This window comes from Streptomyces sp. CB02980, from assembly GCF_014451325.2.
GTDB lineage: Bacteria > Actinomycetota > Actinomycetes > Streptomycetales > Streptomycetaceae > Streptomyces.
Genome location: NZ_JACSCH020000004.1, coordinates 303,159 through 328,782, shown reverse-complemented (window position 1 = coordinate 328,782; position 25,624 = coordinate 303,159). Strand labels below are relative to the sequence as shown.

23 protein-coding genes and 1 riboswitch are annotated in these 25,624 nt (G+C 72.2%); of the genes, 15 read left to right on the top strand and 8 right to left on the bottom strand.

The features are described 5' to 3' along the window. Position 1 precedes the first annotated feature (1 nt). The 13 genes from E0F75_RS11700 to E0F75_RS11640 all read left to right on the top strand — a co-directional run bounded on the left by E0F75_RS11700 (position 2) and on the right by E0F75_RS11640 (position 16,079). Positions 2–1,432 carry an aspartate aminotransferase family protein gene (locus E0F75_RS11700; RefSeq protein ID WP_187622445.1) on the top strand — a complete coding sequence of 477 codons (1,431 nt, stop codon included), beginning with the start codon at positions 2–4 and terminating at the stop codon, positions 1,430–1,432. Then, positions 1,426–2,493 (top strand): NAD-dependent epimerase/dehydratase family protein, encoded by a 1,068-nt coding sequence (locus E0F75_RS11695; RefSeq protein WP_187622444.1) that lies wholly within the window; start codon positions 1,426–1,428, stop codon positions 2,491–2,493. Before E0F75_RS11700 ends, E0F75_RS11695 begins: the two co-directional genes overlap by 7 nt. A 12-nt stretch (positions 2,494–2,505) precedes the next feature. Further along, complete coding sequence (locus E0F75_RS11690; protein ID WP_187622443.1) at positions 2,506–3,561, top strand: glycosyltransferase family 2 protein; 1,056 nt, start codon at positions 2,506–2,508, stop codon at positions 3,559–3,561. Beyond that, complete coding sequence (locus tag E0F75_RS40400; protein WP_187622442.1) at positions 3,554–4,684, top strand: endonuclease/exonuclease/phosphatase family protein; 1,131 nt, start codon at positions 3,554–3,556, stop codon at positions 4,682–4,684. The genes E0F75_RS11690 and E0F75_RS40400 overlap by 8 nt, the downstream gene beginning before the upstream one ends. Beyond that, entirely contained in the window at positions 4,681–5,661 is a 981-nt protein-coding gene (locus E0F75_RS11680; RefSeq protein ID WP_187622441.1) for an endonuclease/exonuclease/phosphatase family protein, read from the top strand. Before E0F75_RS40400 ends, E0F75_RS11680 begins: the two co-directional genes overlap by 4 nt. A 17-nt stretch (positions 5,662–5,678) precedes the next feature. Beyond that, on the top strand, positions 5,679–6,644 hold the full coding sequence (locus E0F75_RS11675) for an aldo/keto reductase (protein ID WP_187622440.1): 966 nt from the start codon (positions 5,679–5,681) through the stop codon (positions 6,642–6,644). After that, positions 6,634–8,652, top strand: a complete 2,019-nt coding sequence (locus E0F75_RS11670; protein WP_187622439.1) for an MMPL family transporter — start codon at positions 6,634–6,636, stop codon at positions 8,650–8,652. The genes E0F75_RS11675 and E0F75_RS11670 overlap by 11 nt, the downstream gene beginning before the upstream one ends. A gap of 91 nt (positions 8,653–8,743) precedes the next feature. Next, on the top strand, positions 8,744–9,727 hold the full coding sequence (locus tag E0F75_RS11665) for a LuxR C-terminal-related transcriptional regulator (protein ID WP_187622438.1): 984 nt from the start codon (positions 8,744–8,746) through the stop codon (positions 9,725–9,727). Positions 9,728–9,867: 140 nt separating this feature from the next. Further along, positions 9,868–10,122 (top strand): DUF3311 domain-containing protein, encoded by a 255-nt coding sequence (locus E0F75_RS11660; RefSeq protein ID WP_187622574.1) that lies wholly within the window; start codon positions 9,868–9,870, stop codon positions 10,120–10,122. Next, positions 10,119–11,741 carry a monocarboxylate uptake permease MctP gene (gene mctP, locus E0F75_RS11655; RefSeq protein WP_187622437.1) on the top strand — a complete coding sequence of 541 codons (1,623 nt, stop codon included), beginning with the start codon at positions 10,119–10,121 and terminating at the stop codon, positions 11,739–11,741. The genes E0F75_RS11660 and mctP overlap by 4 nt, the downstream gene beginning before the upstream one ends. A gap of 116 nt (positions 11,742–11,857) precedes the next feature. Beyond that, positions 11,858–12,358 carry a GNAT family N-acetyltransferase gene (locus tag E0F75_RS11650; protein ID WP_187622436.1) on the top strand — a complete coding sequence of 167 codons (501 nt, stop codon included), beginning with the start codon at positions 11,858–11,860 and terminating at the stop codon, positions 12,356–12,358. 41 nt (positions 12,359–12,399) lie between these two features. After that, a riboswitch (cobalamin riboswitch) is annotated at positions 12,400–12,546 on the top strand. A gap of 132 nt (positions 12,547–12,678) precedes the next feature. Then, positions 12,679–15,063 (top strand): ribonucleoside-diphosphate reductase subunit alpha, encoded by a 2,385-nt coding sequence (locus E0F75_RS11645; RefSeq protein ID WP_187622435.1) that lies wholly within the window; start codon positions 12,679–12,681, stop codon positions 15,061–15,063. Further along, entirely contained in the window at positions 15,063–16,079 is a 1,017-nt protein-coding gene (locus E0F75_RS11640) for a ribonucleotide-diphosphate reductase subunit beta (protein WP_187622434.1), read from the top strand. The genes E0F75_RS11645 and E0F75_RS11640 overlap by 1 nt, the downstream gene beginning before the upstream one ends. Positions 16,080–16,148: 69 nt before the next feature. On the opposite strand, the gene def is transcribed toward E0F75_RS11640, so the two are convergent. The 8 genes from def to E0F75_RS11600 all read right to left on the bottom strand — a co-directional run bounded on the left by def (position 16,149) and on the right by E0F75_RS11600 (position 23,533). Then, positions 16,149–16,784: a peptide deformylase gene (gene def, locus E0F75_RS11635; RefSeq protein WP_187622433.1), complete on the bottom strand. Its 636-nt coding sequence runs from the start codon at positions 16,782–16,784 to the stop codon at positions 16,149–16,151. 127 nt (positions 16,785–16,911) lie between these two features. Continuing rightward, positions 16,912–17,892: a hypothetical protein gene (locus E0F75_RS11630; protein ID WP_187622432.1), complete on the bottom strand. Its 981-nt coding sequence runs from the start codon at positions 17,890–17,892 to the stop codon at positions 16,912–16,914. A gap of 79 nt (positions 17,893–17,971) precedes the next feature. Then, positions 17,972–19,264 carry an HD-GYP domain-containing protein gene (locus tag E0F75_RS11625; RefSeq protein WP_187622431.1) on the bottom strand — a complete coding sequence of 431 codons (1,293 nt, stop codon included), beginning with the start codon at positions 19,262–19,264 and terminating at the stop codon, positions 17,972–17,974. Beyond that, on the bottom strand, positions 19,261–20,667 hold the full coding sequence (locus E0F75_RS11620; protein ID WP_229312643.1) for an HD-GYP domain-containing protein: 1,407 nt from the start codon (positions 20,665–20,667) through the stop codon (positions 19,261–19,263). Before E0F75_RS11620 ends, E0F75_RS11625 begins: the two co-directional genes overlap by 4 nt. Before the next feature lie 149 nt (positions 20,668–20,816). Then, complete coding sequence (gene rsrA / locus E0F75_RS11615; protein ID WP_030320825.1) at positions 20,817–21,134, bottom strand: mycothiol system anti-sigma-R factor; 318 nt, start codon at positions 21,132–21,134, stop codon at positions 20,817–20,819. Beyond that, positions 21,131–21,787, bottom strand: coding sequence for a sigma-70 family RNA polymerase sigma factor (locus E0F75_RS11610; RefSeq protein ID WP_030207302.1), 657 nt, complete (start codon positions 21,785–21,787; stop codon positions 21,131–21,133). The genes rsrA and E0F75_RS11610 overlap by 4 nt, the downstream gene beginning before the upstream one ends. 242 nt (positions 21,788–22,029) lie before the next feature. After that, positions 22,030–22,671 (bottom strand): alpha/beta family hydrolase, encoded by a 642-nt coding sequence (locus E0F75_RS11605; protein ID WP_374115396.1) that lies wholly within the window; start codon positions 22,669–22,671, stop codon positions 22,030–22,032. Between the two features lie 46 nt (positions 22,672–22,717). Next, complete coding sequence (locus E0F75_RS11600; protein ID WP_187622429.1) at positions 22,718–23,533, bottom strand: SOS response-associated peptidase; 816 nt, start codon at positions 23,531–23,533, stop codon at positions 22,718–22,720. A gap of 49 nt (positions 23,534–23,582) precedes the next feature. Between E0F75_RS11600 and E0F75_RS11595 the strand changes: the two genes are divergently transcribed. Together E0F75_RS11595 and aroA are read left to right on the top strand one after the other, a co-directional pair. Then, positions 23,583–24,272: a M50 family metallopeptidase gene (locus E0F75_RS11595; protein WP_187622428.1), complete on the top strand. Its 690-nt coding sequence runs from the start codon at positions 23,583–23,585 to the stop codon at positions 24,270–24,272. Positions 24,273–24,292: 20 nt separating this feature from the next. Continuing rightward, complete coding sequence (gene aroA, locus E0F75_RS11590) at positions 24,293–25,624, top strand: 3-phosphoshikimate 1-carboxyvinyltransferase (protein WP_187622427.1); 1,332 nt, start codon at positions 24,293–24,295, stop codon at positions 25,622–25,624.

The following is a 25,624-nucleotide window of genomic DNA, read 5'->3' as shown; positions in this document are numbered from 1 at the left end:
CATGCCCCCGCTGTACTCCGTCGACGACTGCGAGTCGCTGACGACGAAGCAGGTCCACGGCCTGTACAAGGACCACGTCAACAAGAGCCAGGTCTCCCTGATGACCTCCTTCGGCTTCGGCCAGGAGCTCGTCGAGAGCGCCGAGGGCGTCTGGATCACCCAGCGCGACGGCCGCCGCGTGCTCGACTTCACCGGTGGCGTCGGCGTCCTCAACCACGGCCACAACCACCCCCGGATCCTCGCCGCCCGGCAGCGCTTCCAGGAGCGGAAGAGCATGGAGGTCCACAAGACCTACTTCTCGCCGTACATCGCGGCTCTCGGCCACAACCTCGCGGAGCTGCTGCCCGGCGACCTGAACATGTCGTTCTTCCCCAACTCCGGTGCGGAGGCGGTCGAGGGCGCGGTCAAGCTGGCGTACAAGTACCACGGCGGCCGGCGCTCCCGGGTGCTGCGGGCCGACATCTCCTTCCACGGCAAGCTGCTCGGCTCGGGCAGCCTGACCGGCCAGAACCAGTCCGGGTTCCAGTTCCCCGGCATCCCCGGCGTGGAGATCTTCCGGTACGGGGACCTGGACTCGGTCCGGCAGCTGGTCGCCGAACTCCGCACCGGCAAGGGCGAGTCGGACGTGTACGCGATCCTCATCGAGCCGCTGTCGGCGTCGACGATGAACGAGTGCTCGGAGGAGTTCCTGCGCGGTCTGCGGGAGTTGTGCACGGCCGAGAACATCGTGCTGCTCTTCGACGAGATCTACACCGGCTGGGGCAAGACGGGCACCCTCTTCCACTTCATGCGGTACGAGGGTCTGGTCCCCGACATCCTCACCACCTCGAAGTCCTTCGGCGGCGGCAAGTCCTCCGTCTCCGCCTTCGTGGCCCGCGAGCCGGTCTTCCGCAAGGCCTACGACAACCTCACGGACGCCCTGCTCCAGTCGACGTCCACCACCTACTACGGCTTCGGCGAGGAGGCGGTCACCGCCATCGAGGCCGTCAACGTGGCCGTCGAGGACGACTATCCGGCCCGCGCCCGGGACATCGAGCGGATCCTCGCCCCCGGTCTCGAACGGATCGCCAAGGAGTACCCGGACGTGGTGGCCGAGGTCCGCGGCCACGGCGCGCTCCACGGGGTCTTCCTGCACAAGGGCCCGAAGATCCTGGAGCTGGTGACGAAGCTGGTGCCCGGCGCGATGACGAAGGACCCGCGCTTCCGCACCAAGCTCATCACCTCGTCGGTGGTCAACGCCCTCTACCGGGACCACGGCATCTACACGTACTACACGCTCAACGGCGAGAACCCGCTGATGGTCGCCCCCTCGCTGGTCGCCGAGCCGCACGAGGTCGAGTACTTCCTGGACTGCCTCGACAAGACCCTCGCCCAGGGTCTGCCCCGTCTGCTCACCCGTTTCGTCAAGGAGAAGGTGTCGTCGCTGTGGTAGAGCGCATTGTGGTGACCGGCGGTGCCGGCATGCTCGGTTCGACCCTGATCGACCGGCTGCTCGGCGACGGCCGCCAGGTGCACTGCGTGGACCTGCGGGCCCCGCGTACGGAGCACGAGAACCTGACCCACACCGTCTCGGACGTCCGGGACGCGGTGACGATGAAGCGGGTCACGGCGGACGCGGACGTGGTGGTGCACTGCGCCGCCGCCCTGCCCAGCTACCCGGCCGACATGATCCGCTCGGTGATCGTCGGCGGGACCGAGGCGGTCCTGACGGCCGCCGAGGCGAACGCCGTGCCCCGGGTCGTGCACATCTCCTCGACCGCCGTGTACGGCCTGCCGAAGGTGGTGCCCACGCCGGAGGAGTATCCGCGCGAGCCCGTCGACACGTACAGCGCCGCCAAGGCGGAGGCCGAGGAGGTCGCCGAGCGGTTCCGCGGCCGGGAGATGTGCGTACCGATCCTGCGGCCCAAGACCTTCCTCGGGCCGGGCCGGATGGGGCTGTTCGCGATGCTCTTCGAGTGGGCCGAGGAGGGCCGGAACTTCCCGGTCCTGGGCCGGGGCGACGTCCGCATCCAGATGTTCGACGTGGACGACCTGGTCGACGCGGTCGTCACCGCGATGGACGCGCCGGCCGGGACGGCCGACGACACCTTCAACCTGGGGGCCACCTCGTTCGGCACGATACGCGAGGACTTCCAGGCCGTCCTGGACGCCGCCGGGCACGGCAAGCGGGTCCGGTCGATGCCCGCGAGGCCGGCGCTCGCCGCGCTCAGCCTGCTCCAGCGCTCCGGGCTCTCCCCGGTCTACGGACGCCTGCTGCACAAGCTCCTCGACGACAGCTTCGTCTCCACCGACAAGGCCCGGGACGTCCTCGGCTTCCGGCCGAAGCACTCCAACCAGGACGCGATCCTGCGCACCTTCGCCTGGTGGCGCGAGCAGCGGCTCACCACCGCCGCGCTCCCCGCCGGCGCCCGCCCCGCGAAGAAGGGCGAGGGCGTCACCAGTGTCGAACCGTGGCGGCAGGGGGCCCTCTCCCTCGCCAAGGTCCTTTTCTAGGAGAACCCGATCATGTCCGTTCCGCTGGTCTCCGTCATCGTCCCCAACTACAACTACGGCCGCTCGATCGGCCTGTGCGTCGAGGCCGCCCTCGCCCAGACGTACCCGAACATCGAGGTCCTCGTCGTCGACGACTGCTCCACCGACGACTCCGCCGCGATCGCCGCCGCGGCCGGCGCCCGGGTGGTCTCCACCGGCGTCAACAGCGGGGTCGCGGTCGCCCGCAACCTCGGCGCCGAACTGTCCTCGGGCGAGATCCTGGTCTTCCTCGACTCCGACGTCGCCATGCACCCCGACGCCGTCGCCAAGTCCGTCGGACTGCTCGGCTCCGGACAGGGGTACGGGGCGATCTGCGGCACCTACGAGCCGGAGCCGCTCATCCGCGACAGCCTGATCGAGGAGTACCGCTCGCTCCAGCAGTACTACCTGCTCCTGAAGTCCGAGGGGGTCATCGACACCGTCCACACCGCGATCCTGGCGATCCCCCGGCGGGTCTTCGACGAGGTGGGACCGTTCAACCCGATCCTGCGGCACACCGAGGACCAGGACTACGGGCGCCGCATCTCCGAGCGGTACACGGTGCTCAGCTCCCTTGAGGTGCGCGGCCGGCACGACCACGACGACACCGTGCGGATCGTCCTCGGCAAGGTCTTCGCGCGGGCCCGGCTCGCCGTCCCGCTCATCCTCGGCCGACGGCACCTCCAGGGCGGCTTCGTCACCGGCCCGCGCGCCGGGGCCAGCCTCGCCGCGCCCCTGACGGTGGCCGCGCTCGCCGCGCCGCCGCTGTGGGGGGCGGTGTGGGCGCTGCTGCCGCTCGCCCTGTTCGTCCTCGGTGTGTGGGGCGATCTGGACATGTACCGGGAGGTGCGGCGGCACCGGGGACGACTGTTCCTCGGGTACTTCGTGGCCGTCAACTTCCTGGTGAACCTGACGGTGTTCGCGGCGATCGGGGTCGCGGGCGTGCAGTGGCTGTGCTCGAAGCGGTTCCGGCACCTGTACGACCCACAGCCCCGGCCCGACCTTCCGGCGGCGACGGCCGGGGTGGCCGCGGGGGCCTCCCGTGGCTGACACGCTCGCGCCGACGGAGGCCGCGGCGGACACCGCGGCCGTACGGGTCGCCCCGGCCCGGCGGCGCCTGAACCGCCTCGTCCTCGGCGCGGCCCTCGCCTGGCTCGTCCTCCTCCTCGTCGAGTGGGCGGCGGACGGCCGGATCTGGCTGGGGCATCTGGTGGGCATCGTCCCGCCGGCCGCCTTCGCCCTGGTCCCGCTGCTGCTCGCCGCGCTCGCCGCGCTCGCCCGGGGCGCCGCCCGGTGGCGGAGCCTCGCGGCCGCCGCGCTCGCCCTGATCGTGGGCTTCGGGCAGTCGGGCTTCGACCCGGCGGCGCTGTGGCGGTCGGAGCCGAGGCCCGGCCCGGACTCCGTGCGGGTCTTCGCCTGGAACACCAACTCGTGGAACCAGCTCCTCGGCACCCAGGACCACTTCTACGCGTTCCTGAAGGCGAAGGACGCGGACGTCTACCTGCTGCACGAGTACCAGCACGTGACAGCCGACCGTAAGGGCAAGCTGCCCATCGACGACCTGGCGCGGCTGCGCCGGGAGTTCCCCGGCTACGAGGTAGCGGTCCGGGGCGAGCTGGTGACGCTCTCCCGCTTCCCGATCCTGCGGCAGCCGGCCGTGGGCCCGGCCGGCGACCTGCCGCCGGGCGCGGACTGGCAGGCGGAGTACCGGGAGAACAAGGTGCTGCGGACGGACGTGCGGGTCAGAAACCGGACGGTGTCGTTCTACAACGTGCACATGCCGGTGTGGAACAGCATGCCGGACGGGCTGCTCTCCGCCGACTTCTACCGCCACATGCGGGAACGGTTCGGCCCGCGCCGGGCGCAGTACGCCGGTCTGGATGCCGACCTCGCGGCCAACCGCAACCCGGTCGTGGTGGCCGGTGACTTCAACGCGACGGCGGCGATGTCGGACCTCGGCCCGCTGCGGGAGCGCCTCGACGACGCGGCGGACGTGAGCACCGACCCGTATCCCACGAGCTGGGAGGAGGGCGGCTGGAAGCCCTTCTGGCGGACCGACTGGGCGTTCACGGGCAACGGGGCGAAGGCCGAGCGCTACGAGTTCAACGGGCCCGAGAAGCTCTCCGACCACGCGGTGCAGGACCTGTGGGTGTCCCTGCCGGGGAACGGGTGACCGACGTGCTGCTGTCCTGCGCCCTGGTCTGGGCGGTGTTCCTCGCCCTGCACCTCGCGCTGAACGGGCGCTGGTGGCCCTGGCTCGCGGTCTCCCTGCTGCCGCCGGTCGCCTTCGCCGCCGTCCCGCTCGCCCTGCTCGCGGCCGCCGCGGTCACCGACGGGTGGGCGGCGGGGGCTCTCGCCGCGGTCTTTCTGGCGGCGGGCTGGACGCAGAACGGGATCAACCTGCGGGCGCTTGGCCGCCGTTCGGAGTCCACGGAGGGGCTGCGGCTCGTCTCCTGGAACACTCAGCACTGGAACCAGGGCGGCGACCCCGAGCGCTTCTACGCCTTCCTGCGCTCCCTCTCGGCGGACGTCTACGTCCTCCAGGAGTACCTGAACGGCTTCGAGGGCGGCGAGGTCTGGGACATCGACGACGAGCAGCGGATCCGGGCCGCGTTCCCCGAGCATCACCTGGCCGTCGACAACAACTCCGTGACGCTGTCCCGGTTCCCGCCCGTGGGGCCGCCCGTGCCTCTCGGGGCCTGCTCGCTCCGGGTGGACCTGCGGGTCGGGGGCGGCATCCTGTCGACGTACAACGTGCACATCCCGGTCCAGCTCACGGTGATGAACCCGCTGCGGCCGGCCTTCCTCCGGGACATGCGGCGCCGGGCCGCCGCCCGCGACCGGGAGTACGCGGCGCTCATCGCCGACCTGCGGGGCAACCCGCACCCGGTCCTGGTGACCGGGGACTTCAACACGAGTGCCGCCATCGGCGACATCCGCCGGATGCCGCGCTCGCTGCGCGACGCGATCGGTGCCTGCCGTTCGGTCCTCCCGGCCAGCTGGAACGCCCGCGCGCGGCTGCGGCTGTGGCGGATCGACTGGGCGTTCACCGGCGGCGGCGCCCGGGTCGGCTCGTACCGCTTCCGCGCCGCGGAGGGCCTCTCGGACCACCTGGTCCAGGAGCTGACCGTCACCACCCCCCACGTATGAGAGAGAGGGAAGAACCGATGGAGTACACCCGCCTGGGCGGCCCCGAGGGCCCCCGCGTGAGCACCCTGTGCCTGGGCACACTGCCGTTCGGCACCCGGATCGACGAGGCTGCCGCCTTCGCCGTCCTCGACCGCTTCCACGAGGCCGGCGGCACCTTCATCGACACCGCCAACACCTACGCGTTCTGGGAGCCGGGCGCGACCGGCGCCGAGAGCGAGCTGCTGATCGGCCGCTGGCTGCGCAGCCGGGGCGTCCGGGACGAGATGGTGCTCGCCACCAAGGTCGGCGCGCTGCCGGACCCGCCCGGTTCGGCCTGGCCGGAGTGCGCGGAGGGGCTCTCGGCCCCGGTGCTGCGCCGGCAGGTGGAGGAGAGCCTGCGGAACCTGGGCACGGACCGGATCGATCTCTACTACGCGCACATCGACGACCGGCGGACGCCGGTCGCCGAGACCATGGGCGCTTTCGGCGAGCTGGAGGACACGGGGAAGATCGGCCGGGCCGGCTGCTCCAACTTCGCGGCCTGGCGGATCGAGGAGTCGCGGGGCGCGGCGGTCGCCGCCGGGGTGCCGGACTACGCGGCCGTGCAGCAGCGGTACACCTATCTGCGGCCGCGCCCCGGTGCGGAGTTCGGGGTGAACCCGCACGCCTCGGAGGAGCTGCTCGACTATCTGGCGACCCGTCCGGATCTGACGTTCACGGCGTACACGACCCAGCTGACGGGGGCGTACACCGATGCGGGCAAGGAGGTGCCGGAGCAGTACCGGCACGAGGGTTCGGAGCGGCGCCTCAAGGTGCTCGCGGAGGTCGCGGCGGAGCTGGGCGTGACCGCCAACCAGGTGGTCCTGGCCTGGGCCTTGGGCGGCGAGCTGCCCGTACTCCCGGTGATCGGGGCGAGTTCGACGGCGCAGCTGGACGAGACGCTCGGCGCGGTGGGGCTGCGCCTGGACGCCGAGCTGAGGAAGCGGCTCGACGATGTCGACTGAACAGACCGTACGGATACGGGATTTCGCGCTCCGCCACCGGGTGGCCTTCGGCGTGGTGTGGCTGCTCGCGCTGCTGCTCGGCGGCGCGGTGGCGGTGGCCGGGCTCGGGCGCCTGGACCAGTCGTTCACCGCCTCCGGCGGGCCGGGACACCGCGCGAACCAGGCGATCCAGGAGCGGTACGGGAACGGGGCGGCCGTCGCCCCGCTGGTCGCGGTCGCGACCTGGCCGGCCGCCACGGACGTACGCGTCCCGGACACGGCCGGGCGGTTCGCGGACGCCGTCCGGCGGGCGGCGGGCCCGGGCGCGCGGACGGTCTCGTACGCGGGCACGGGCGACGAGGGGTTCCTCGGCGCGGACGGCCGCACGGTGTACGCGCTGGTCTACCCGGGTGCGGGAAAGCCGGACCTCGCGGGGCTCACGGCCGTCGAGGAGGCGGCGGGCACCCTGCGCACGGGACTGCGGTCGGCGCTGCCGGGGGCCCGGGTCGAGGTGACGGGCGTGCTCCCGCTCCAGCACGACAGCGCGGTGGCGGGGCCGGGCGCGGTGGCCCTCGCGGCGAAGGCGGCGTGTGCGCTGGGGCTGCTCGTGCTGCTGGTCCTGGCGTTCCGCTCGCCGCTCGGGGTCCTGGCGCCGCTGCTGCTCGCCGGGGTGATCTCGGTGGGGGCGCTGGTCCTGGTGGAGGCGGTCGCCGGGTTCACCGAGATCAGCTTCATCGTGGTCTACCTGGTGCCGGTCACGGCTCTGGTGCTCGCGGTGCACCGCTGGGCGCAGCCGCCGGAGACCGCCGCCCGGTCCGCGGTGGCGGCCGGTGCGGCGGGGGCGGCGGCCTGCGCGGTCCTCGCGCTCTTCCCTGCGGCGTTCCTGCGCTCGGTCGGGGTCGCGGGGCTCGCGGTGTGGGCGGTGGGCACGGCGGCGGCCCTGACCCTCGCGCCGGTGCTCCGCTCGGTGACGACGCGGCCGACGCGGACCGCCCGGCCGACGCGGACCGCCCGGACAACGAGGAGCACGCGGACCGCACGGACCACGCGGACCGCAGGTACGACACGGCCCGCAGGTACGACACGGACGGCAGGTACGACGCCGGTACGGGTCCGGCGGCGGCCCCGTCCGATTCCGGCTGCGGTCGGCCTGACCCTCCTCGTGCTGCTCGCCGGCGCGGCCACGCAGCTACGGGTGGGCAATCCGGAGGCGCACGCCCTGGTGGCGGGCGGCCCCGCCCGCGACGGCCTCGACCGGCTCGCGGCGGCCGGGGTGCCGTCGGGGGCCCTGAACCCGCTGGAGGTCCTGGTCCCCCGGGGCGCGGACGCCGAGGCCGTGGCCGCGCGGGCGGCCCGGGTCCCGGGGGTGCTGCTCGCGGCGGCGCCGGCGGCGGCCGAGTGGCGCCGCGACGGTTCGGCCGTGGTCGTGGTCGTACCGGAGGAGGAGCCGATGACGGCGGCGGGCGCGGCGACGGTGACGGCACTGAGGTCGGCGCTCTCAGGAGGGGCGCACCCGGCGCTGGTCGGCGGCTCGGGCGTCGTCGACCGCGATCTCGTGGACGGCGTCTACGGGCTCCTCCCCTACGCGGTCCCGGCGGCCGCCCTCGCCGCCCTCCTCGCCCTCGCCGCCCTCACCACGGCGGGCACGGCGGCCCGCGCCGTGTTCCGCGCCCTGCTCGCCTCCGTCTCCGCGGCGGGTGCGCTCACCGTCCTGTGGCAGTGGGGCCCGCCCGACACCGGGGCCGTCACCGGCTGGGTCCCCCTCGTCGTCGGCGCCTTCGCCTTCTGCGTGTCGCTGGACCGCTCGGTCGCGGCGGCGGCGGGCGGCCCCTCGTGGGCGGGGCCGGTGGCGGCCGGGGCGGGCGCGCTCGCGGTGCTCGCGGTCGGGATCGGTCCGCAGCTCGAACTGGCGTTGCTGGTCTCGGGGTTCGCGATGGCGGCGCTGTTGGACGCACTGGCCGGCCGCCACCGCACCCCGCCCGCGTCCTCCGCGCGTCCCACATACCGGAGTTCATTCCAATTGGTCTAGACCTAGATGGCTCCTCCCGCTTAGCATCGACGACCGCGATCACGATTGCGGGGCGGTCGCGGTACGGAACGTGACGAGGGGGAGACAGGGAATGTTGGAGGCGCTCGGCATAAAGGAGTCGACGGAGGCCGTCTACCGTTTGCTCCTGGAGCGACCCGAGTACGACGTGACGGAGATGGCGGCCCATCTGGGCCGCCCCGAGTCCGAGGTCCGCGAGGCGCTCGCCTGTCTCGCGGACCTCAAGCTCGTGCTGATGGACGACTCCTCGGGCGAGGTCGAACCCTTCAACCCGGACGTCGGCTTCTCCTTCCTGCTCTCCCGCGCCGAGGCCGAGCTGAGCAAGCGCAAACGCCAGGTCGAACGGGCGGGGCGGGCCGTGGCCGGCATCCTCGCCTCGTACGCGGACCACTCGGAACCGGGCGTCCGGCACGACCTGGTGGACCGCATCACCGGCCTCGACAACGTCCGGGAACGCCTGGAGGACCTGGCGGCGAACGCCCGCACCGAGTGCCTGTCGCTGCTCCCGGGCGGCGCGCAGCTCCCCGACACCATGGACGCGAGCCATCCGCTCGACCAACTCGCCCTGGAACGCGGCGTGAAGATCCGGTCGATCTACCAGGAGAGCTTCCGCAACGACCCGCCGACCGTCGAGTACGTGCGCTGGTACTGCGATCTCGGCGGCGAGGCGCGGACCGTGCCCGTGGTGCCGATGCTCATGGTGATCGTCGACCGGGAGGCCGCGCTCGTCCCCGTCGACCCGGAGGACGGGCGCGCGGGCGCCCTGGAGGTCCGCAGCCCCGGCCTGGTGCACGCGCTCGTGGTGCTCTTCGACCGGCTGTGGGACGCGGGCACGCCGTTCGGCGAGAGCCCGCGCCGCGACGAGCACGATCTCTCCCCGCAGGAACGGGAGTTGCTCATGCTGCTCGGCATCGGCTGCACGGACGACATCGCCGCCCGGCGGCTCGGGATCTCGCTGCGGACCGTGCGCCGGATGAGCTCGGATCTGATGAACCGGCTCGGCGCGCGCAGCCGGTTCGAGGCGGGGGTGCGGGCCGCCAAGGAGGGCTGGCTCTGAGCGCCGCGCCGGGGGACCGCTCCCACGACCGCAACTGACGTAGTCCCATCCGTTATGCGGACAGGGGTTCCATGGAGCGGAACAGTCCCCTAGATTTCCCCAGCATTACCGAGGTGATCAGCGAGGGGACCGGAATCGCCATGCCACAAGCGACACAAGGGAAACAACCCACCATCACGCCCCTGAGGGTGGTGATCGCGCTCTGTCTGTTCGCGCCGTTCGTGGCGATGCTCTGGGTGAGCTCGTACGCGAAGGTCGAACCGCTCTTCGCGGGCATCCCGTTCTTCTACTGGTACCAGATGCTCTGGGTGCTCATCTCCACCGTGCTCACCATGGTCGCGTACAAGCTGTGGCAGCTGGACCAGCGTGCCCGCAAGGGGGGTGACGAGCGATGAAGGACGGCGTGAACGGCGTCGCACTCGCCGTCTTCATCTTCTTCTTCCTGGCCGTCACGGTCATGGGATTCCTCGCCTCGCGCTGGCGCAGGGCCGAGAACGAGAACAGCCTCGACGAATGGGGCCTGGGCGGCCGGTCGTTCGGCACCTGGGTGACCTGGTTCCTGCTCGGCGGCGACCTCTACACCGCGTACACCTTCGTCGCCGTACCGGCGGCCATCTACGCGGCGGGCGCGGCGGGCTTCTTCGCCGTCCCGTACACGATCCTGGTCTACCCGCTGATCTTCACCTTCCTGCCGCGGCTGTGGTCGGTCTCGCACAAGCACGGGTACGTCACCACCTCGGACTTCGTGCGCGGCCGCTGGGACTCCAAGGGGCTCTCCCTCGCGGTGGCGGTCACCGGCATCCTCGCCACCATGCCGTACATCGCGCTCCAGCTCGTCGGCATCCAGGCCGTCCTGGACGTGATGGGCGTCGGCGGCGGCGAGACCACCCACTGGTTCATCAAGGACCTGCCGCTGCTCATCGCCTTCGGTGTCCTCGCGGCGTACACCTACTCCTCGGGTCTGCGCGCCCCCGCGCTCATCGCCTTCGTCAAGGACACCCTGATCTACATCGTCATCGCGGTGGCGATCATCTACATCCCGATCAAGCTGGGCGGCTTCGACGAGATCTTCGCCAAGGCGGGCGAGGCGTACGCGCAGACCAACCCGGCGACCGGCAAGCCGCGCGGCTCGCTCGTCCCCGGTGAGGCCGGCCAGTGGACGTACGCCACGCTGGCACTCGGCTCGGCGCTCGCGCTCTTCATGTACCCGCACTCCATCACGGCGACGCTGTCGTCCCGGAGCCGTGAGGTCATCCGCCGCAACACCACGATCCTGCCGCTGTACTCGCTGATGCTGGGCCTGCTCGCGCTGCTCGGCTTCATGGCGATCGCCGCCGGGATCCAGGTGAAGAACGGCCAGCTCGCCATCCCGCAGCTGTTCGAGACGATGTTCCCGGACTGGTTCGCGGGCGTCGCGTTCGCCGCGATCGGCATCGGCGCGCTCGTGCCGGCCGCGATCATGTCGATCGCCGCGGCCAACCTCTTCACCCGCAACATCTACAAGGACTTCATCAAGCCGGACGCCACCCCGGCCCAGGAGACCAAGGTCTCCAAGCTGGTCTCGCTGCTCGTGAAGGTCGGTGCGCTCGCCTTCGTCCTCACCATGGACAAGACGGTCGCGATCAACTTCCAGCTGCTCGGTGGCATCTGGATCCTGCAGACCTTCCCGGCCCTCGTCGGCGGTCTCTTCACCCGCTGGTTCCACCGCTGGGCGCTGCTCGCCGGCTGGGCCGTCGGCATGATCTACGGCACGGTCGCCGCGTACGGGGTGGCCAGCCCGACCCAGAAGCACTTCGGCGGCTCCTCCGCGGAGATCCCGGGCATCGGCGAGATCGGCTACATCGGTCTCACCGCCTTCCTCCTCAACGTCCTCGTCACGGTCGTCCTGACCTTCGTCCTCAAGGCCGTCAAGGCCCCCGAGGGCGTCGACGAGACCTCCCCGGAGGACTACACGGCCGACGCCGGCGACGCCGGGGTCAAGAAGCTCCCGAAGGTCGGCGCCGAGACCCACTGATCCAGCGCAGGACCTGACGAAGGCCGCCCTGCCTCCCACCGGAGGCACGGCGGCCTTCGCCGTCCCCGGCCGAAACCCGGTGGGGGCGTCCGGGCGGCCGGAGGCACACTGCCCTCATGGACTTCACGATCAGGGCGGTACGGCCCGAGGACTACGAGGCGCTCGGTGAGCTCACCGCGGGGACCTATCTGAACGACGGGCTGCTGAAGTACGGGGCGGAGGACTCGTATCTGGATGTGCTCCGGGACACGGCCCGGCGGGCGCGCGAGAGCGAGGTGCTCGTCGCCGAGGACGGCGACGGACGGCTGCTCGGCGGGGTGACCTTCGCCACCGGTGCCACCCCGTGGGCGGACATCGCGATCGAGGGCGAGGCCGAGTTCCGGATGCTCGTGGTCTCCCGGGAGGCCCGCGGCCGGGGCGTCGGAGAGGCCCTCGTACGGGCCTGTATCGAGCGCGCACAGGCCCTCCCCGGGTGCCGCCGCATCGTGCTCTCCACGGACGCCACGATGGTCTCCGCGCACCGGATCTACGAGCGTCTGGGCTTCGTCCGCACCCCGGACCGGGACTGGGAGCCGATCCCCGACCACCGCCTGCGTACCTACTCCTTGGAGTTCTGAGCCGGGGGGCGACACAACATGTGGGGGGTGCAGCACGGGGCGCCCCCCACATGTATGCTCGTCCTCGCTGTCGACGCAGGGGAATCCGGCGCGAATCCGGAACTGTCCCGCAACGGTGTGCTTCGTATGGATACGGCCGTATTCGGGCGAGGTGAGTCCGAGGACCTGCCGGCAGCGCATCCGGTCCGTCCGTTCCGGGTGCCAATGACGTCCGGGCCTCGCGGAGTGGGCCGGTGGAAGCGTCGCGTCCGACGTTACGGATGCCCGTCTGCCCGCCTTCCCCCGCCGCGGCCCCGCGCCGAGCGAGGGAGAGCCCCCACGTGACCATCGCGCCCGCCGATCCGGCTTCCGCCGAGGCTTCCGCGGTCGAGAGCGACGGCCCCGGGACCGTGCTGCTGCGGACCCTGACCGACCTCACCGCCGATCTCCCCGACACCGACCCCGGCAAGATCGCCGCCGCCGCGCTCCGCGGCCGCAGCGCCGTGGCGGACGAGGCGGAACTGCGCGAGCTGGCCACCGAGTCGGCCGCCGGTCTGATCGCCGAGGACCCGGCGTACTCCCGGCTCGCCGCCCGGCTCCTGACGATCACGATCGCCGACGAGGCGGCCGGCCAGGGCTCGTTCTCCTTCTCGGCCTCCGTCGCCGTCGGTCACCGCGAGGGTCTGATCGCCGACCGCACCGCCGAGTTCGTGGCGCTGCACGCGGACCGGCTCGACGCGACGATCGACGCGGCCGCGGACGACCGCTTCGGCTACTTCGGTCTGCGCACCCTCTACTCGCGCTACCTGCTGCGCCACCCGATCACCCGCAAGGTGATCGAGACCCCGCAGCACTTCATGCTCCGCGTGGCCTGCGGCCTCGCCGAGGACGACAGCGTCCGCGCGCTCGACGAGGTCGCCGCCCTCTACCGCCTGATGAGCCGGCTCGACTACCTGCCGTCCTCCCCCACGCTCTTCAACTCCGGCACCCGCCACCCGCAGATGTCCTCCTGCTACCTCCTGGACTCCCCGCAGGACGAGCTGGACTCCATCTACGACCGCTACCACCAGGTCGCGCGCCTCTCGAAGCACGCGGGCGGCATCGGCCTCTCCTACTCCCGCATCCGCGCCCGCGGTTCGCTGATCCGCGGCACCAACGGACACTCCAACGGCATCGTGCCGTTCCTGAAGACCCTCGACGCCTCCGTCGCCGCCGTGAACCAGGGCGGCCGCCGCAAGGGCGCCGCCGCCGTCTACCTGGAGACCTGGCACGCGGACATCGAGGAGTTCCTGGAGCTCCGCGACAACACGGGCGAGGACCAGCGCCGTACCCACAACCTGAACCTGGCGCACTGGATCCCGGACGAGTTCATGCGCCGCGTCAACGCCGACGCCGACTGGTCGCTGTTCTCCCCGGCGGACGTGCCCGAGCTGGTCGACCTGTGGGGCGAGGAGTTCGACGCCGCCTACCGCAAGGCCGAGGCGGCGGGCCTGGCCCGCAAGACGATGCCGGCCCGCGACCTGTACGGCCGCATGATGCGGACCCTGGCCCAGACCGGCAACGGCTGGATGACGTTCAAGGACGCCTCGAACCGGACGGCCAACCAGACCGCCGAGCCCGGCCACACCGTCCACTCCTCCAACCTCTGCACGGAGATCCTGGAGGTCACCGACGACGGCGAGACCGCGGTCTGCAACCTGGGCTCGGTCAACCTCGGCGCCTTCGTCGTCGACGGCGGCATCGACTGGGAGCGCCTCGACTCCACCGTCCGTACGGCCGTCACCTTCCTCGACCGGGTCGTCGACATCAACTTCTACCCGACCGAGCAGGCGGGCCGCTCCAACGCCCGCTGGCGGCCGGTCGGCCTGGGCGCGATGGGCCTCCAGGACGTCTTCTTCCAGCTGAAGCTGCCGTTCGACTCCGCCGAGGCGCGCGCGCTGTCCACCCGTATCGCCGAGCGCATCATGCTGGCCGCGTACGAGGCCTCCGCCGACCTCGCCGAGCGCAGCGGTCCGGTCCCCGCCTGGGACAAGACCCGTACCGCCCGCGGTGTTCTGCACCCGGATCACTACAGCGACACCGTCGAGCTGAACTGGCCGGAGCGCTGGGCCGCGCTGCGCGAGCGGATCGCCGCCGTCGGCATGCGCAACAGCCTCCTCCTCGCCATCGCGCCGACCGCGACGATCGCCTCGATCGCCGGTGTGTACGAGTGCATCGAGCCGCAGGTCTCCAACCTGTTCAAGCGCGAGACGCTCTCCGGCGAGTTCCTCCAGGTCAACTCGTACCTGGTCGACGAGCTGAAGAAGCTCGGCGTGTGGGACGCGCAGACCCGTGAGGCGCTGCGCGACGCCAACGGCTCGGTGGCGGGCTTCACCTGGGTCCCGGCCGAGGTGCGCGAGCTGTACCGCACGGCGTGGGAGATCCCGCAGCGCGGTCTGATCGACATGGCCGCCGCCCGGACCCCGTTCCTGGACCAGTCGCAGTCGCTGAACCTGTTCCTGGAGACGCCGACGATCGGCAAGCTGTCGTCGATGTACGCGTACGCCTGGAAGCAGGGTCTGAAGACGACCTACTACCTGCGCTCCCGTCCGGCGACCCGGATCGCCCGCGCCGCCCAGGCCGCGACGCCCACCGCCGCCACCATCCCCGTCCAGCAGGCGGCTCCCGACGCGGACGCCCTCGCCTGCTCCCTGGAAAACCCCGAGTCCTGCGAGGCCTGCCAGTAATGAGCTCCACCGAACAGAAGAACCTCCTCGACCCGGGCTTCGAGCTGACCCTCCGTCCGATGCGCTACCCGGACTTCTACGAGCGCTACCGGGACGCGATCAAGAACACCTGGACCGTCGAGGAGGTCGACCTCCACTCGGACGTCGCCGACCTCGCCAAGCTCACCCCCGGTGAGCAGCACATGATCGGCCGGCTGGTCGCGTTCTTCGCGACCGGCGACTCGATCGTGTCGAACAACCTGGTGCTGACGCTCTACAAGCACATCAACTCCCCCGAGGCGCGCCTCTACCTGTCGCGCCAGCTGTTCGAGGAGGCCGTGCACGTCCAGTTCTATCTGACGCTGCTCGACACCTACCTGCCCGACCCGGACGACCGCGCCGCCGCGTTCGACGCGGTCGAGGAGATCCCCTCCATCCGCGAGAAGGCGCAGTTCTGCTTCCGCTGGATGGACTCGGTCGAGAAGATCGACCGCCTGGAGACCCAGGCCGACCGGCGCCGCTTCCTGCTGAACCTGATCTGCTTCGCCGCGTGCATCGAGGGCCTGTTCTTCTACGGCGCCTTCGCGTACGTGTACTGGTTCCGGTCCCGCGGTCTGCTGCACGGCCTCGCCACCGGCACCAACTGGGTGTTCCGTGACGAGACGATGCACATGAACTTCGCCTTCGAGGTCGTGGACACCGTCCGCAAGGAGGAGCCGGAGCTCTTCGACGACGCGCTCCAGCAGCAGGTCACGGACATGCTGAGGGAGGCCGTCGAGGCGGAGCTGCAGTTCGGCCGCGACCTGTGCGGCGACGGCCTGCCGGGCATGAACACCGAGTCGATGCGCGAGTACCTCCAGTGCGTCGCCGACCAGCGCCTCCAGCGCCTCGGCTTCGCCCCGGTGTACGGCTCCGAGAACCCGTTCTCGTTCATGGAGCTCCAGGGCGTCCAGGAGCTCACGAACTTCTTCGAGCGCCGTCCGTCCGCCTACCAGGTGGCGGTCGAGGGCTCGGTGGACCTGGACGAGGACTTCTAGGACTCCGCCGTACGAGAAGGGCCCCGCACTCGGTCGAGTGCGGGGCCCTTCTCGTACGCGTACCGGCGATCAGGCGTTCGGCACCGTCTCGTAGCGCGGGGTGCCCTCTTCCATCTGGCGCAGGGCGTCCTTGCGGTCCCGCTTGGAGAGGCGGTCGATGTACAGGTAGCCGTACAGGTGGTCCGTCTCGTGCTGGAGGCAGCGGGCGAAGTAGCCGGTGCCGCGCACCTTGATCGGGTTGCCCTGGGCGTCCCGGCCGTGGACCTCCGCGTAGTCGGGGCGGGCCAGCTCGGCGTAGGCGGTCGGCACCGAGAGGCAGCCCTCGTTGGACTCGTCGAGGACGCGCAGCTCGGCGGGGAGCTCCTGGAGGACCGGGTTGATCACGACACCGGTGTGCCGGACGCCCTCGTCGTCGGGGCAGTCGTAGACGAAGACCTTGAGGTCCACACCGATCTGGTTCGCGGCGAGGCCCACGCCCTCGGCGGCCTTCTGGCTCGCGAACATGTCGTCGATGAGCGCCGCGAGCGAGTCGTCGAACTCGGTGACGTCCTTGCACTCCGTGTGGAGCACCGGGTTGCCGACCACCGTGATCGGGCGGGCCGTGCCGCGCTCACGGTGGGCGAGCTCGCGTGCCTCGCAGTCCTCCGTGTCCACGACGAACCCGTCGTTGATCTGCGTCTGCTCGTCCGTCTCCTGCTGCGCCATGTCCGGCCGCGCCTTCCTGAAAACCCGATTCCGTCGAGAGACAGCCTACGGGCCCGGCAGGAGGGGTGGCTCCTGGATCAGGCCGGATCAGCCGCGAGCCCGGCCTGATCCAGGAGTCGCCCCCGGCTCAGCAGACCTCTTCGAGATCGCGCCACTCACGGCTGTCGGGGCTGTCCGCCACCCAGCCGTCGAGGAGCCCGCGCACCAGGCCCGCCGGGGCCGCGAGGCCGCACTCCCGCTCCGGGACCCACAGCTCGCCCGGCGAGCGGTGCCCGAGCGGCCCCGGGTGGCCCGGCTCGCTGTGGTCGTGCGGGTCCGAGTGCTCGCCCTCGCCCTCGGCGCTCGGCATGGTCGACTCGGAGCAGGCCCGGCAGAGCAGCCGCACGGAGGACGACCAGTCCTCGGCGGCGAAACCCGCTTCCGCGGCGAGCTGCTCCAGGGCGTCCCGGTCGGCCTCGGTGGCCGCCTCAAGGAGGACCACCCAGGTGGGGACGGGCGAAGGGGCCCACAGCTCGATCTCGTCGAAGACCGGGTAGGAGGGGCCGGCCGTGGTGGTGCGCTCGCCGTTCGGCACGCCGTCGTGGAGGACGACCTCGCCCCAGCGGCGCCCGGAGGACGGCAGCGGGATGGAGAGGACCTCGATCCGGGCGGGGTCGAGCCGGCGGCCCCACACGACCTCGGCCTCGCCCTCGGGCGACAGCCGGACGGCGGCGCTGCCCAGCTCCATCCCGGCGGGCTCACCGGTGCCCGCGGCGGCGCCGGGGACCTTCAGTCCGTAGGCCTGCCAGGCGCGGCGGGCCAGCGGCCAGTCCTGGAGCGCGGTCGCGGCGATGCCCACGTTCCACCAGTCGGGGGCGCCGCTCTCCCTGTCGAGCAGGGCGACGGCGCGGAGCCCGGCGGCGCGCGCCTGCTCCCAGTCGTGCCGGAACTTGTGCAGCAGCGCCAGGTTGAACCAGGACTCCGAGAGCCAGGGCTCCAGATCCGCCGCGCGCGTCAGGAGTGCGCCCGCGTCCTCGTACCGGCCGTCGCCGATCAGCGTGAACGCGCGGTCGGTGGCCTGCCGCCATGAGGCGGAGGGCCGATGCCGTACCTTCCCGAAGATCTTCACGATTCCCGCCTGCCGGTCGCTTCACCCTCTTGTTCGCATCCAACCATGCCCGGTCGGACGCGCGCTCATTACCCATGGGTTACCCAGTCGCGACGGAGGTCACCCCAGCCGCTCCGCCCCGCGCCAGGACCCTGGCCAGGCATTCGACGACATCCGGGTGATGGTCGCGGGCGGTGCCGAGCCTGAGCCGCTCCAGGGCGTCGAGGGCGGCGCCCGCGCCCTCGCCGCCCGCGAGGTCGTCGTAGGCGTTCACGGTCCGGACGATCCGGGCGGGCAGCGGCTGCTCGCGGTACGGGTCGGCCTGGCGCTCCACGACGACGGCGACGGCCTCGGGGACACCGGTCATGCGGACGACCTCGCCGCCGAGGAGGGCGATCCGGCGCTGCTCCTCGGTGGGGAGCAGGGCGGTGGCGCCGCCGGCGACGGGGTCGACGAGGGAGAGCTGCCCGATGTCGTGCATGAGCGCCGCGTGCTCCAGGACGGCCAGCTCGGCGCCGGAGAGGCCCAGCTCCCGTCCGACGGCGGCGCTGAGGACGGCGACCCGGCGGGCGTGGCCGGGCGGGGTGCAGCCGGCGATCTCGGTGGCGCGGGCGAGGGAGGCGATGGTCTGCCGGTTGACCGTGCGCACGGCGGCGTACCGCCGGAAGGAGACCTGGGTGAGCAGCAGCGGCACGGCGAGCACGGGCAGCGCCCAGAGCCCGGCGGCGGCCACGCCGAGCGCCATGACGGTGCCGGTGGCGCCGACGGCGGAGCCGATGCCGAGGAGGGCGCGCAGTTCGTCACGCAGGAGGGGGCCGTACGGGAATCCCGTGCGGGCGCGGAGCACGAGGGCGGCGAGGACCGCGTCGCAGAGGGCGGTCAGGACGAGCAGCAGGACGAGGAAGAGGGCGTACGCCGGGCCCTGGCCGAGGTGCTCGACGACGGCTCCGGAGTTGTAGAGGGGCTGGAAGCAGAGCGCGGCGAAGCCGACGGTGAGGACGCGGCGGGCGAGGTGGTCGAGGCCGGGCCCGCGGCCCCGGGCGATGTGGGGGACGATCCCGGCGAGTTCGGCGGCGACGACGACGGCGACGATCTGGAGGACGCCGTGGGTGGTGGCGGTCCCGGCGCTCGCCCCGAGCAGGGCGTAGGCGAGGGCTCCGGCGGCGGCCAGCGGCGCGGGTTCCCTCCCCCCCGGCGCTTCGCGCACGGGAGGTGCCCCCACGCCGGGTGCGGCGCCCCAGCGGGCGAGCTCGCCGAGGACGATGAGGGTGCCGAAGGCGAGGGCGTTGCCGGGTTCGTCGACGCCGTACCAGAGGGTGGAGGCGAATCCGCCGAGGCTCAGCAGGAGCGCGGCCCCGTACACGGCGCCGACGGTGGCGGTGCCGGGCCTCATGCGCGCTCCTTGGGCCTGGTTCCGGGTGCTTCCGGTCGGGGTGCGGCCTCGGCCTCGCGCGGCGGCGGCACGTTCCCGGCGGCCGGGCCCGCCGGTGCGGTCTCGTCGGCGGTGACGGCGGGCTGCCAGCCGTGCCGGTCCAGGGCGCGGACGAGGGCGGCGACCATCCGGGCGTCGAACTGGCTGCCGGCGCACCGCTCCAGTTCGGCGACGGCGGTCGGCACCGGGCGGGCCCGGCTGTAGGAGCGGGTGGAGGTCATGGCGTCGAAGGCGTCGGCGACGGCCACCACCCGGGCGAACTCGGGGATCTCGTCGCCGTGCAGCCCGTACGGGTAGCCGCTGCCGTCCATGCGTTCGTGGTGGTGGAGGATCGCGGCCCGCGCCTCGCCGAGGAAGCCGATGCCGCGGACCATCTCGTGTCCGTACTCCGGGTGCAGTTCGATGACCCGGCGCTCCTCGGGGGTGAGGGGGCCGTCCTTGCGGAGGACCCGGGTGGGCACGCCCAGTTTGCCGACGTCGTGGAGGATGCCGGCGAACCGTACGACGTCGAGCCGCTCCTCGGCCATGCCCAGCTCGCGGGCGATCAGGACGGAGGCGTGGCCGACGCGTTCGCTGTGGCCCCGGGTGTAGCGGTCCTTGATGTCGACGGCCTGGACGAGGGCGCGGATGGTGGCCTGGTGGGCGGCGCGCTCGCGGTGGTACTGGGCGAAGACCCAGCAGGAGATGTACATCGGGAGGAGCACGAAGAGGGCCGACACGGGCCCGTACGTGCTGCGCCAGAGGACGGCCATCATCAGTCCGGCGAGTCCGTGCACGGCGTGCGGGGCGACGGCCCGGCCGAGGAGGCCTCGCCAGGCGGCCCGCGGGGGCAGTCCGTCGGCCGTCGCCCGGATGCCGCCGTCGAGGGCGGTCAGGACCAGGCAGAAGGTGAGCGCGGCGGCGCCCGCGGGCAGCAGCGCGTACGGGAAGTCGGGGGCGTCGTGACCGTGTCCGAGGGCGTTGACGCAGCTGAGGACCTCGGCCACCTGGGCGGCGGCCCAGGTGGCGAGGGCGGTGGCGGCGGCCCGCCAGGCGCGGCGGGGGGCGGCCGGTGGTTCGTCGACGCGGGCGAGGAGGCTGCCGGGCAGGGCGGTGAGCGCGGCGGCGGCGGGCGGCAGGAGGAGGGCGGCGGCGAGGAGGACGGGGAAGAAGGAGCCGGTTCCCATGGGGACGGATCCGCCGATCGCGCGGCCGAGGAGGCGGCAGCGGGCGGGCAGTTCGCAGAGCGCGTACAGGGCGGCGAGGAGCGCGACCGTGGCCCAGGGGGTGGCCGCGCCGGGGCGCAGGGCGGGCAGGACGGAGGCCCCGGCGCCCAGCAGGGCGCAGCCGATGTACACGCGGGCCGCGCACGGAATGACCTTCACGCCCATCATCCCCGTCACGCTAGCGAGTTGGGCGGCCCGTGACGGCACGGTGGAGCGGATTCGCACCATCGGGTGATACAAGCTGATATACGAAGGAGGCCGCCGCGATCGCGTCGCGACGGCCTCCTTCTCCCGCTACGGAAGGGGAGTCACTCCTGGGGCGCCGGCGTCGTCGGCACGATCGGCGCGATCTCCTGCTCGGGCACCAGGTGCCCGGAACGGATCAGGTCGATCCGGCCCATGACCTTGGACCGCAGGTCGGTGGGGACGTCGTCACTGCCGCAGCAGCGCTTGACGAGCTTCTTCACCGCCTGCTCCAGGCCGTACTTCTCCAGGCACGGGGAGCACTCCTCGAAGTGCACCTCGAACTTGGTGCAGTCACTGTCGGGCATCTCGTTGTCGAGGAACTCGTACAGGTGATCCAGGACTTCCGAGCAATCCGTCTCGTGCGGCTCTCCGCAGCTCATGAGCCCGAGCCTTTCAGATCGTTCGACGACTCTCCGGCGCCCGCGGGTACCAGCCCGCGGTCGCGAGCGTAGTCCTCGAGCATGCCGCGCAGCTGGCGGCGACCCCGGTGCAGCCGGGACATCACCGTACCGATGGGTGTCCCCATGATGTCCGCGATCTCCTTGTACGCAAAGCCCTCGACATCCGCGAGATAGACGGCGATGCGGAACTCCTCGGGAATCGCCTGGAGCGCTTCCTTCACGTCGGAGTCCGGGAGGTGGTCGAGCGCCTGCGACTCGGCGGAGCGCAGACCGGTCGACATGTGCGACTCGGCGCGCGCGAGCTGCCAGTCCTCGATCTCCTCGGCAGCGCTGCGCTGGGGCTCACGCTGCTTCTTGCGGTACGAGTTGATGAAGGTGTTCGTGAGGATGCGGTACAGCCAGGCCTTGAGGTTCGTACCCTCGCGGAACTGGTGGAAGGATCCGTACGCCTTGGCGTAGGTCTCCTGCACCAGGTCCTCCGCGTCCGCCGGGTTGCGCGTCATGCGCAGCGCGGCCGAGTACATCTGGTCGAGGTAGCCGAGGGCGTCCCGCTCGAAGCGCGCGTTGCGCTCCTCGGTCGTCTCCTCGGGGCCGTCGTCGGTCCCTGTGTCGGTCCCAGTGACCGGACCCACCTCCTCCAGCGCGACGGCGAGCCCGAGGGCGGACCCGCTCGTTTCGGAGGATAGACGAGGAACCGCTCCGCCCGCCGCCCGAATCTGGGCTCCCTTGGGGGCGGGCAGCACTGTCCAGTCGAGGTCAGCGGCCTGCGCGCGCTCCGGGCAGATGGTCGAACCCATGCGACGGACTCCCTCTTCCTTGCTCTCACACCGACGCACGGAACAACAGTGGTCCCCCACTCAACATTCCCGGTCCGTCAGCGGAGGGCGAGCGTCCATTCGGCGACCCCGTCCACCAGGAGCGCCATCGCCTCGTCCGGCCCGAGCGGCGCCCGTTTGGGCAGGGCGAAGCCGTGGTCCCCGTACGGGATCTCGACGAGGCGGTACGCGCCTTCGGGGAACTCCGCGGGCCGTCCGAAGGGGTCGTTGCCGCCCTGGACGACGAGCGTCGGCAGGCCGCTGCCGAGGAGCTCGTCGGCGCGGGACTTCTCCGGCCTGCCCGGCGGGTGCAGCGGGAAGCTCAGCGCGAGGACGGCGAGCGCGCCCAGCTCCCGCCCGGTGCGGCAGGCGACCCGGGCGCCGGCGCTGCGGCCGCCCGCGATCACCGGGAGCCCGGGCCGGGCGAGGGCCGGCCAGAGGCCGCGCCAGCCGGTGTCCAGGGTCTTGGGGGCGGGCGCGACCTTCTTGCCCGCCACCCGCCAGGGCTGCTCGACGAGGGCGACGGTCACGCCCCGGGCGGGCAGCGCGGCGGCCAGGGCCTGGAGGTCACGGGCCTCGATGCCGCCGCCGGCGCCGTGGCCGAGGGCGAGGACGGCCCACGGCCTCGTCCCCGCGGGCCCCTCGTACCAGGCGACGCGGGCATCCCCGGCGTCGGTGGAAACGGTCTCGTACTGTGTCACGTCGGTCACGCTCCCATCCTGCCGTCCGGAAGCGCGCGAGACGGTCTCAGAAGAGCGTGCCGACCTCCGGGCCCTCCAGCTCCGTCAGGAGCTCGGGCCCGTTGTTGCGGACGTTGCTGACCGCGGTCGCCACCGGATAGGCCCGCATCAGGCCCTCGGGCGGCGGGGCGAGCAGCCCGCGCAGCTCCTCCGGCCGGGTGGTCGCCGGGTCGAGCCAGGCGTCCCAGCGGTCCTCGGTGAGCATCAGCGGCATCCGGGGGTGGATGTCGGCGAGCGAGTGCGGGCCCTCGGCCGGGGCCACGCCCAGCGGCCCGGCCTCCGCCTCGGTGGTGATCACCGAGCAGGTCACCCACCACGCCAGGGGGTCGCCGTCGGGCAGGGTCCGGTCGCGCCAGAACTCGTAGAGCCCCGCCATCGCGAAGACCGAGCCGTCCGCCGGGGTCACGAAGTACGGCTGCTTCCGGGGCCGCTTCTTCTTCCCCTCGACCTCCAGGTCCCGCTCCCCCGCGCCGGTCACCCACTCGTAGTAGCCGTCGGCGGGCAGGATGCACCGGCGGGCCGAGAAGGCCCGCTTGAAGGAGGGCTTCTCGTCCAGGGTCTCCGCGCGCGCGTTGATCATCCGGGCGGCGCCCTCCGGGGACTTCGACCAGGACGGCACCAGGCCCCATCTCAGCGCGCGCAGCTGGCGAACCGGACGCGGGGATTCTGCGTCTTTCAGAGGACGTTCCAGAACGGCCCAGACCTCCTTGGTGGGGGCCACGTTCCAGTCCGGGGCCAGAGTCTCCTCCGGCTCCCTCTTCTCGATCCCGAAAAGGCCGACGAGGTCCTCGGGCCGCCGGCTCGCTGCATACCTTCCGCACATACGTGCCACACTGCCACGATCCCCGACCACCCGAGGAGCGGCCCGAAAGATGGACCTCGACCTCTTCAGCGCGCAGGCCGCTCCCGCCGAGTGGCTGGTGATCGCCACCGGCGTCGCCGCCCTCGCCGCCACCGTGCCCCGCCGCATATGGCTGCTCGCCCGCAACGCGATCACCATCGCCCACGAGGGCGGCCACGGACTGATCGCCCTCGCCACCGGCCGGCGCCTCGAAGCGATCCGGCTGCACTCGGACACCAGCGGACTGACCGTGAGCCGAGGCCGCCCGACCGGCCTCGGCGTGGTCCTCACCCTGGCCGCCGGCTACCCCGCGGCCCCGCTGCTCGGCCTGGGCGGCGCCGCACTGCTCGGCACCCATCGGGTGACCCTGCTGCTGTGGGTGGCGACGGCCCTGTTGCTCGCGATGCTCGTGATGGTCCGCAACGCGTACGGGATCCTCACCGTCCTCCTCACCGGCGCCGCCTTCCTCCTCGTCTCCTGGCTGACCTCCCCCGAGGTCCAGTCGGTCTTCGCGTACGCCGTGGTCTGGTTCCTGCTCCTCGGCGGCGTCCGCCCGGCCTTCGAGCTGCAGGCGAAACGGCGCCACGGCGGCGCCCCCGACTCGGACGCGGACCAGCTCGCGCGGCTCACCCATGTGCCCGCCGGAGTGTGGCTGTTCTTCTTCCACGCCGTCGCGATCTCCGCCCTGATCGGCGGCGGGCGCTGGCTCCTGGGCTTCTGACTCCCCCGTACAGTGATTCCATGACCGCAGCCACCTCCGCGCACATCGGCCCGCCCACCGACCTCTGGCCCGCCCCGTATGCCCGCGGCGCCGTCGACGCGACCGTCACCGTGCCCGGATCGAAGTCGGTCACCAACCGCGCCCTGGTCCTCGCAGCCCTCGCGTCCGAGCCGGGCTGGCTGCGCCGCCCGCTGCGCTCCCGCGACACCCTCCTGATGGCCGAGGCGCTCCGTGTTCTCGGAGTGAAGATCGAGGAGGGCGTGGGCCCCGACGGCTCCGGCGAGGCCTGGCGGATCATCCCCTCCCCGCTGCGCGGCCCCGCGACCGTCGACGTCGGCAACGCCGGCACGGTCATGCGCTTCCTGCCTCCGGTCGCGGCGCTCGCCGACGGCCCGGTGCGCTTCGACGGCGACCCCCGCTCCCACGAGCGCCCGCTGCACGGAGTGATCGACGCGCTGCGCGCGCTCGGCGCCCGCATCGACGACGAGGGCCGCGGCGCCCTCCCCATGACGGTGCACGGCGCCGGTGGCCTGGACGGCGGCACCGTCGAGATCGACGCCTCCTCGTCCTCCCAGTTCGTGAGCGCCCTGCTGCTCTCCGCGCCCCGCTTCAACCAGGGCGTCGAGGTGCGGCACGTGGGGTCGCGGCTGCCCTCGCTGCCGCACATCCGGATGACGGTCGACATGCTGCGCGCGGTCGGCGCCCAGGTGGACGAGCCGGAGCACGGCGGCGCCCCGAACGTGTGGCGGGTGGCCCCCTCCGCGCTGCGCGGCCGGGACCTGGTCGTCGAGCCCGACCTGTCGAACGCGCAGCCGTTCCTGGCGGCGGCCCTGATCACCGGCGGCCGTGTGACGGTCCCGGACTGGCCGGCGCGAACCACCCAGCCCGGTGACGCGCTGCGGGAGATCTTCACCGAGATGGGTGGCTCCTGCGAGCTGACCGAGGCGGGCCTGACCTTCACGGGTACGGGCCGGATCCACGGCATCGACGTGGACCTCGGCGAGGTCGGCGAGCTGACGCCCGGCATCGCGGCGGTCGCGGCCCTCGCGGACTCCCCGTCGACCCTGCGCGGGGTCGCCCATCTCCGGCTGCACGAGACGGACCGGCTGGCGGCGCTCACCAAGGAGATCAACGAGCTGGGCGGCGACGTGACCGAGACCGAGGACGGTCTCCACATCCGCCCGCGCCCGCTGCACGGCGGCGTCTTCCACACGTACCACGACCACCGCATGGCGACGGCGGGCGCGATCATCGGCCTCGCGGTCGAGGGCGTGGAGATCGAGGACGTGGCCACGACGGCGAAGACCTTGCCCGACTTCCCGAGGATGTGGACCGAAATGCTCGGGGCCTGA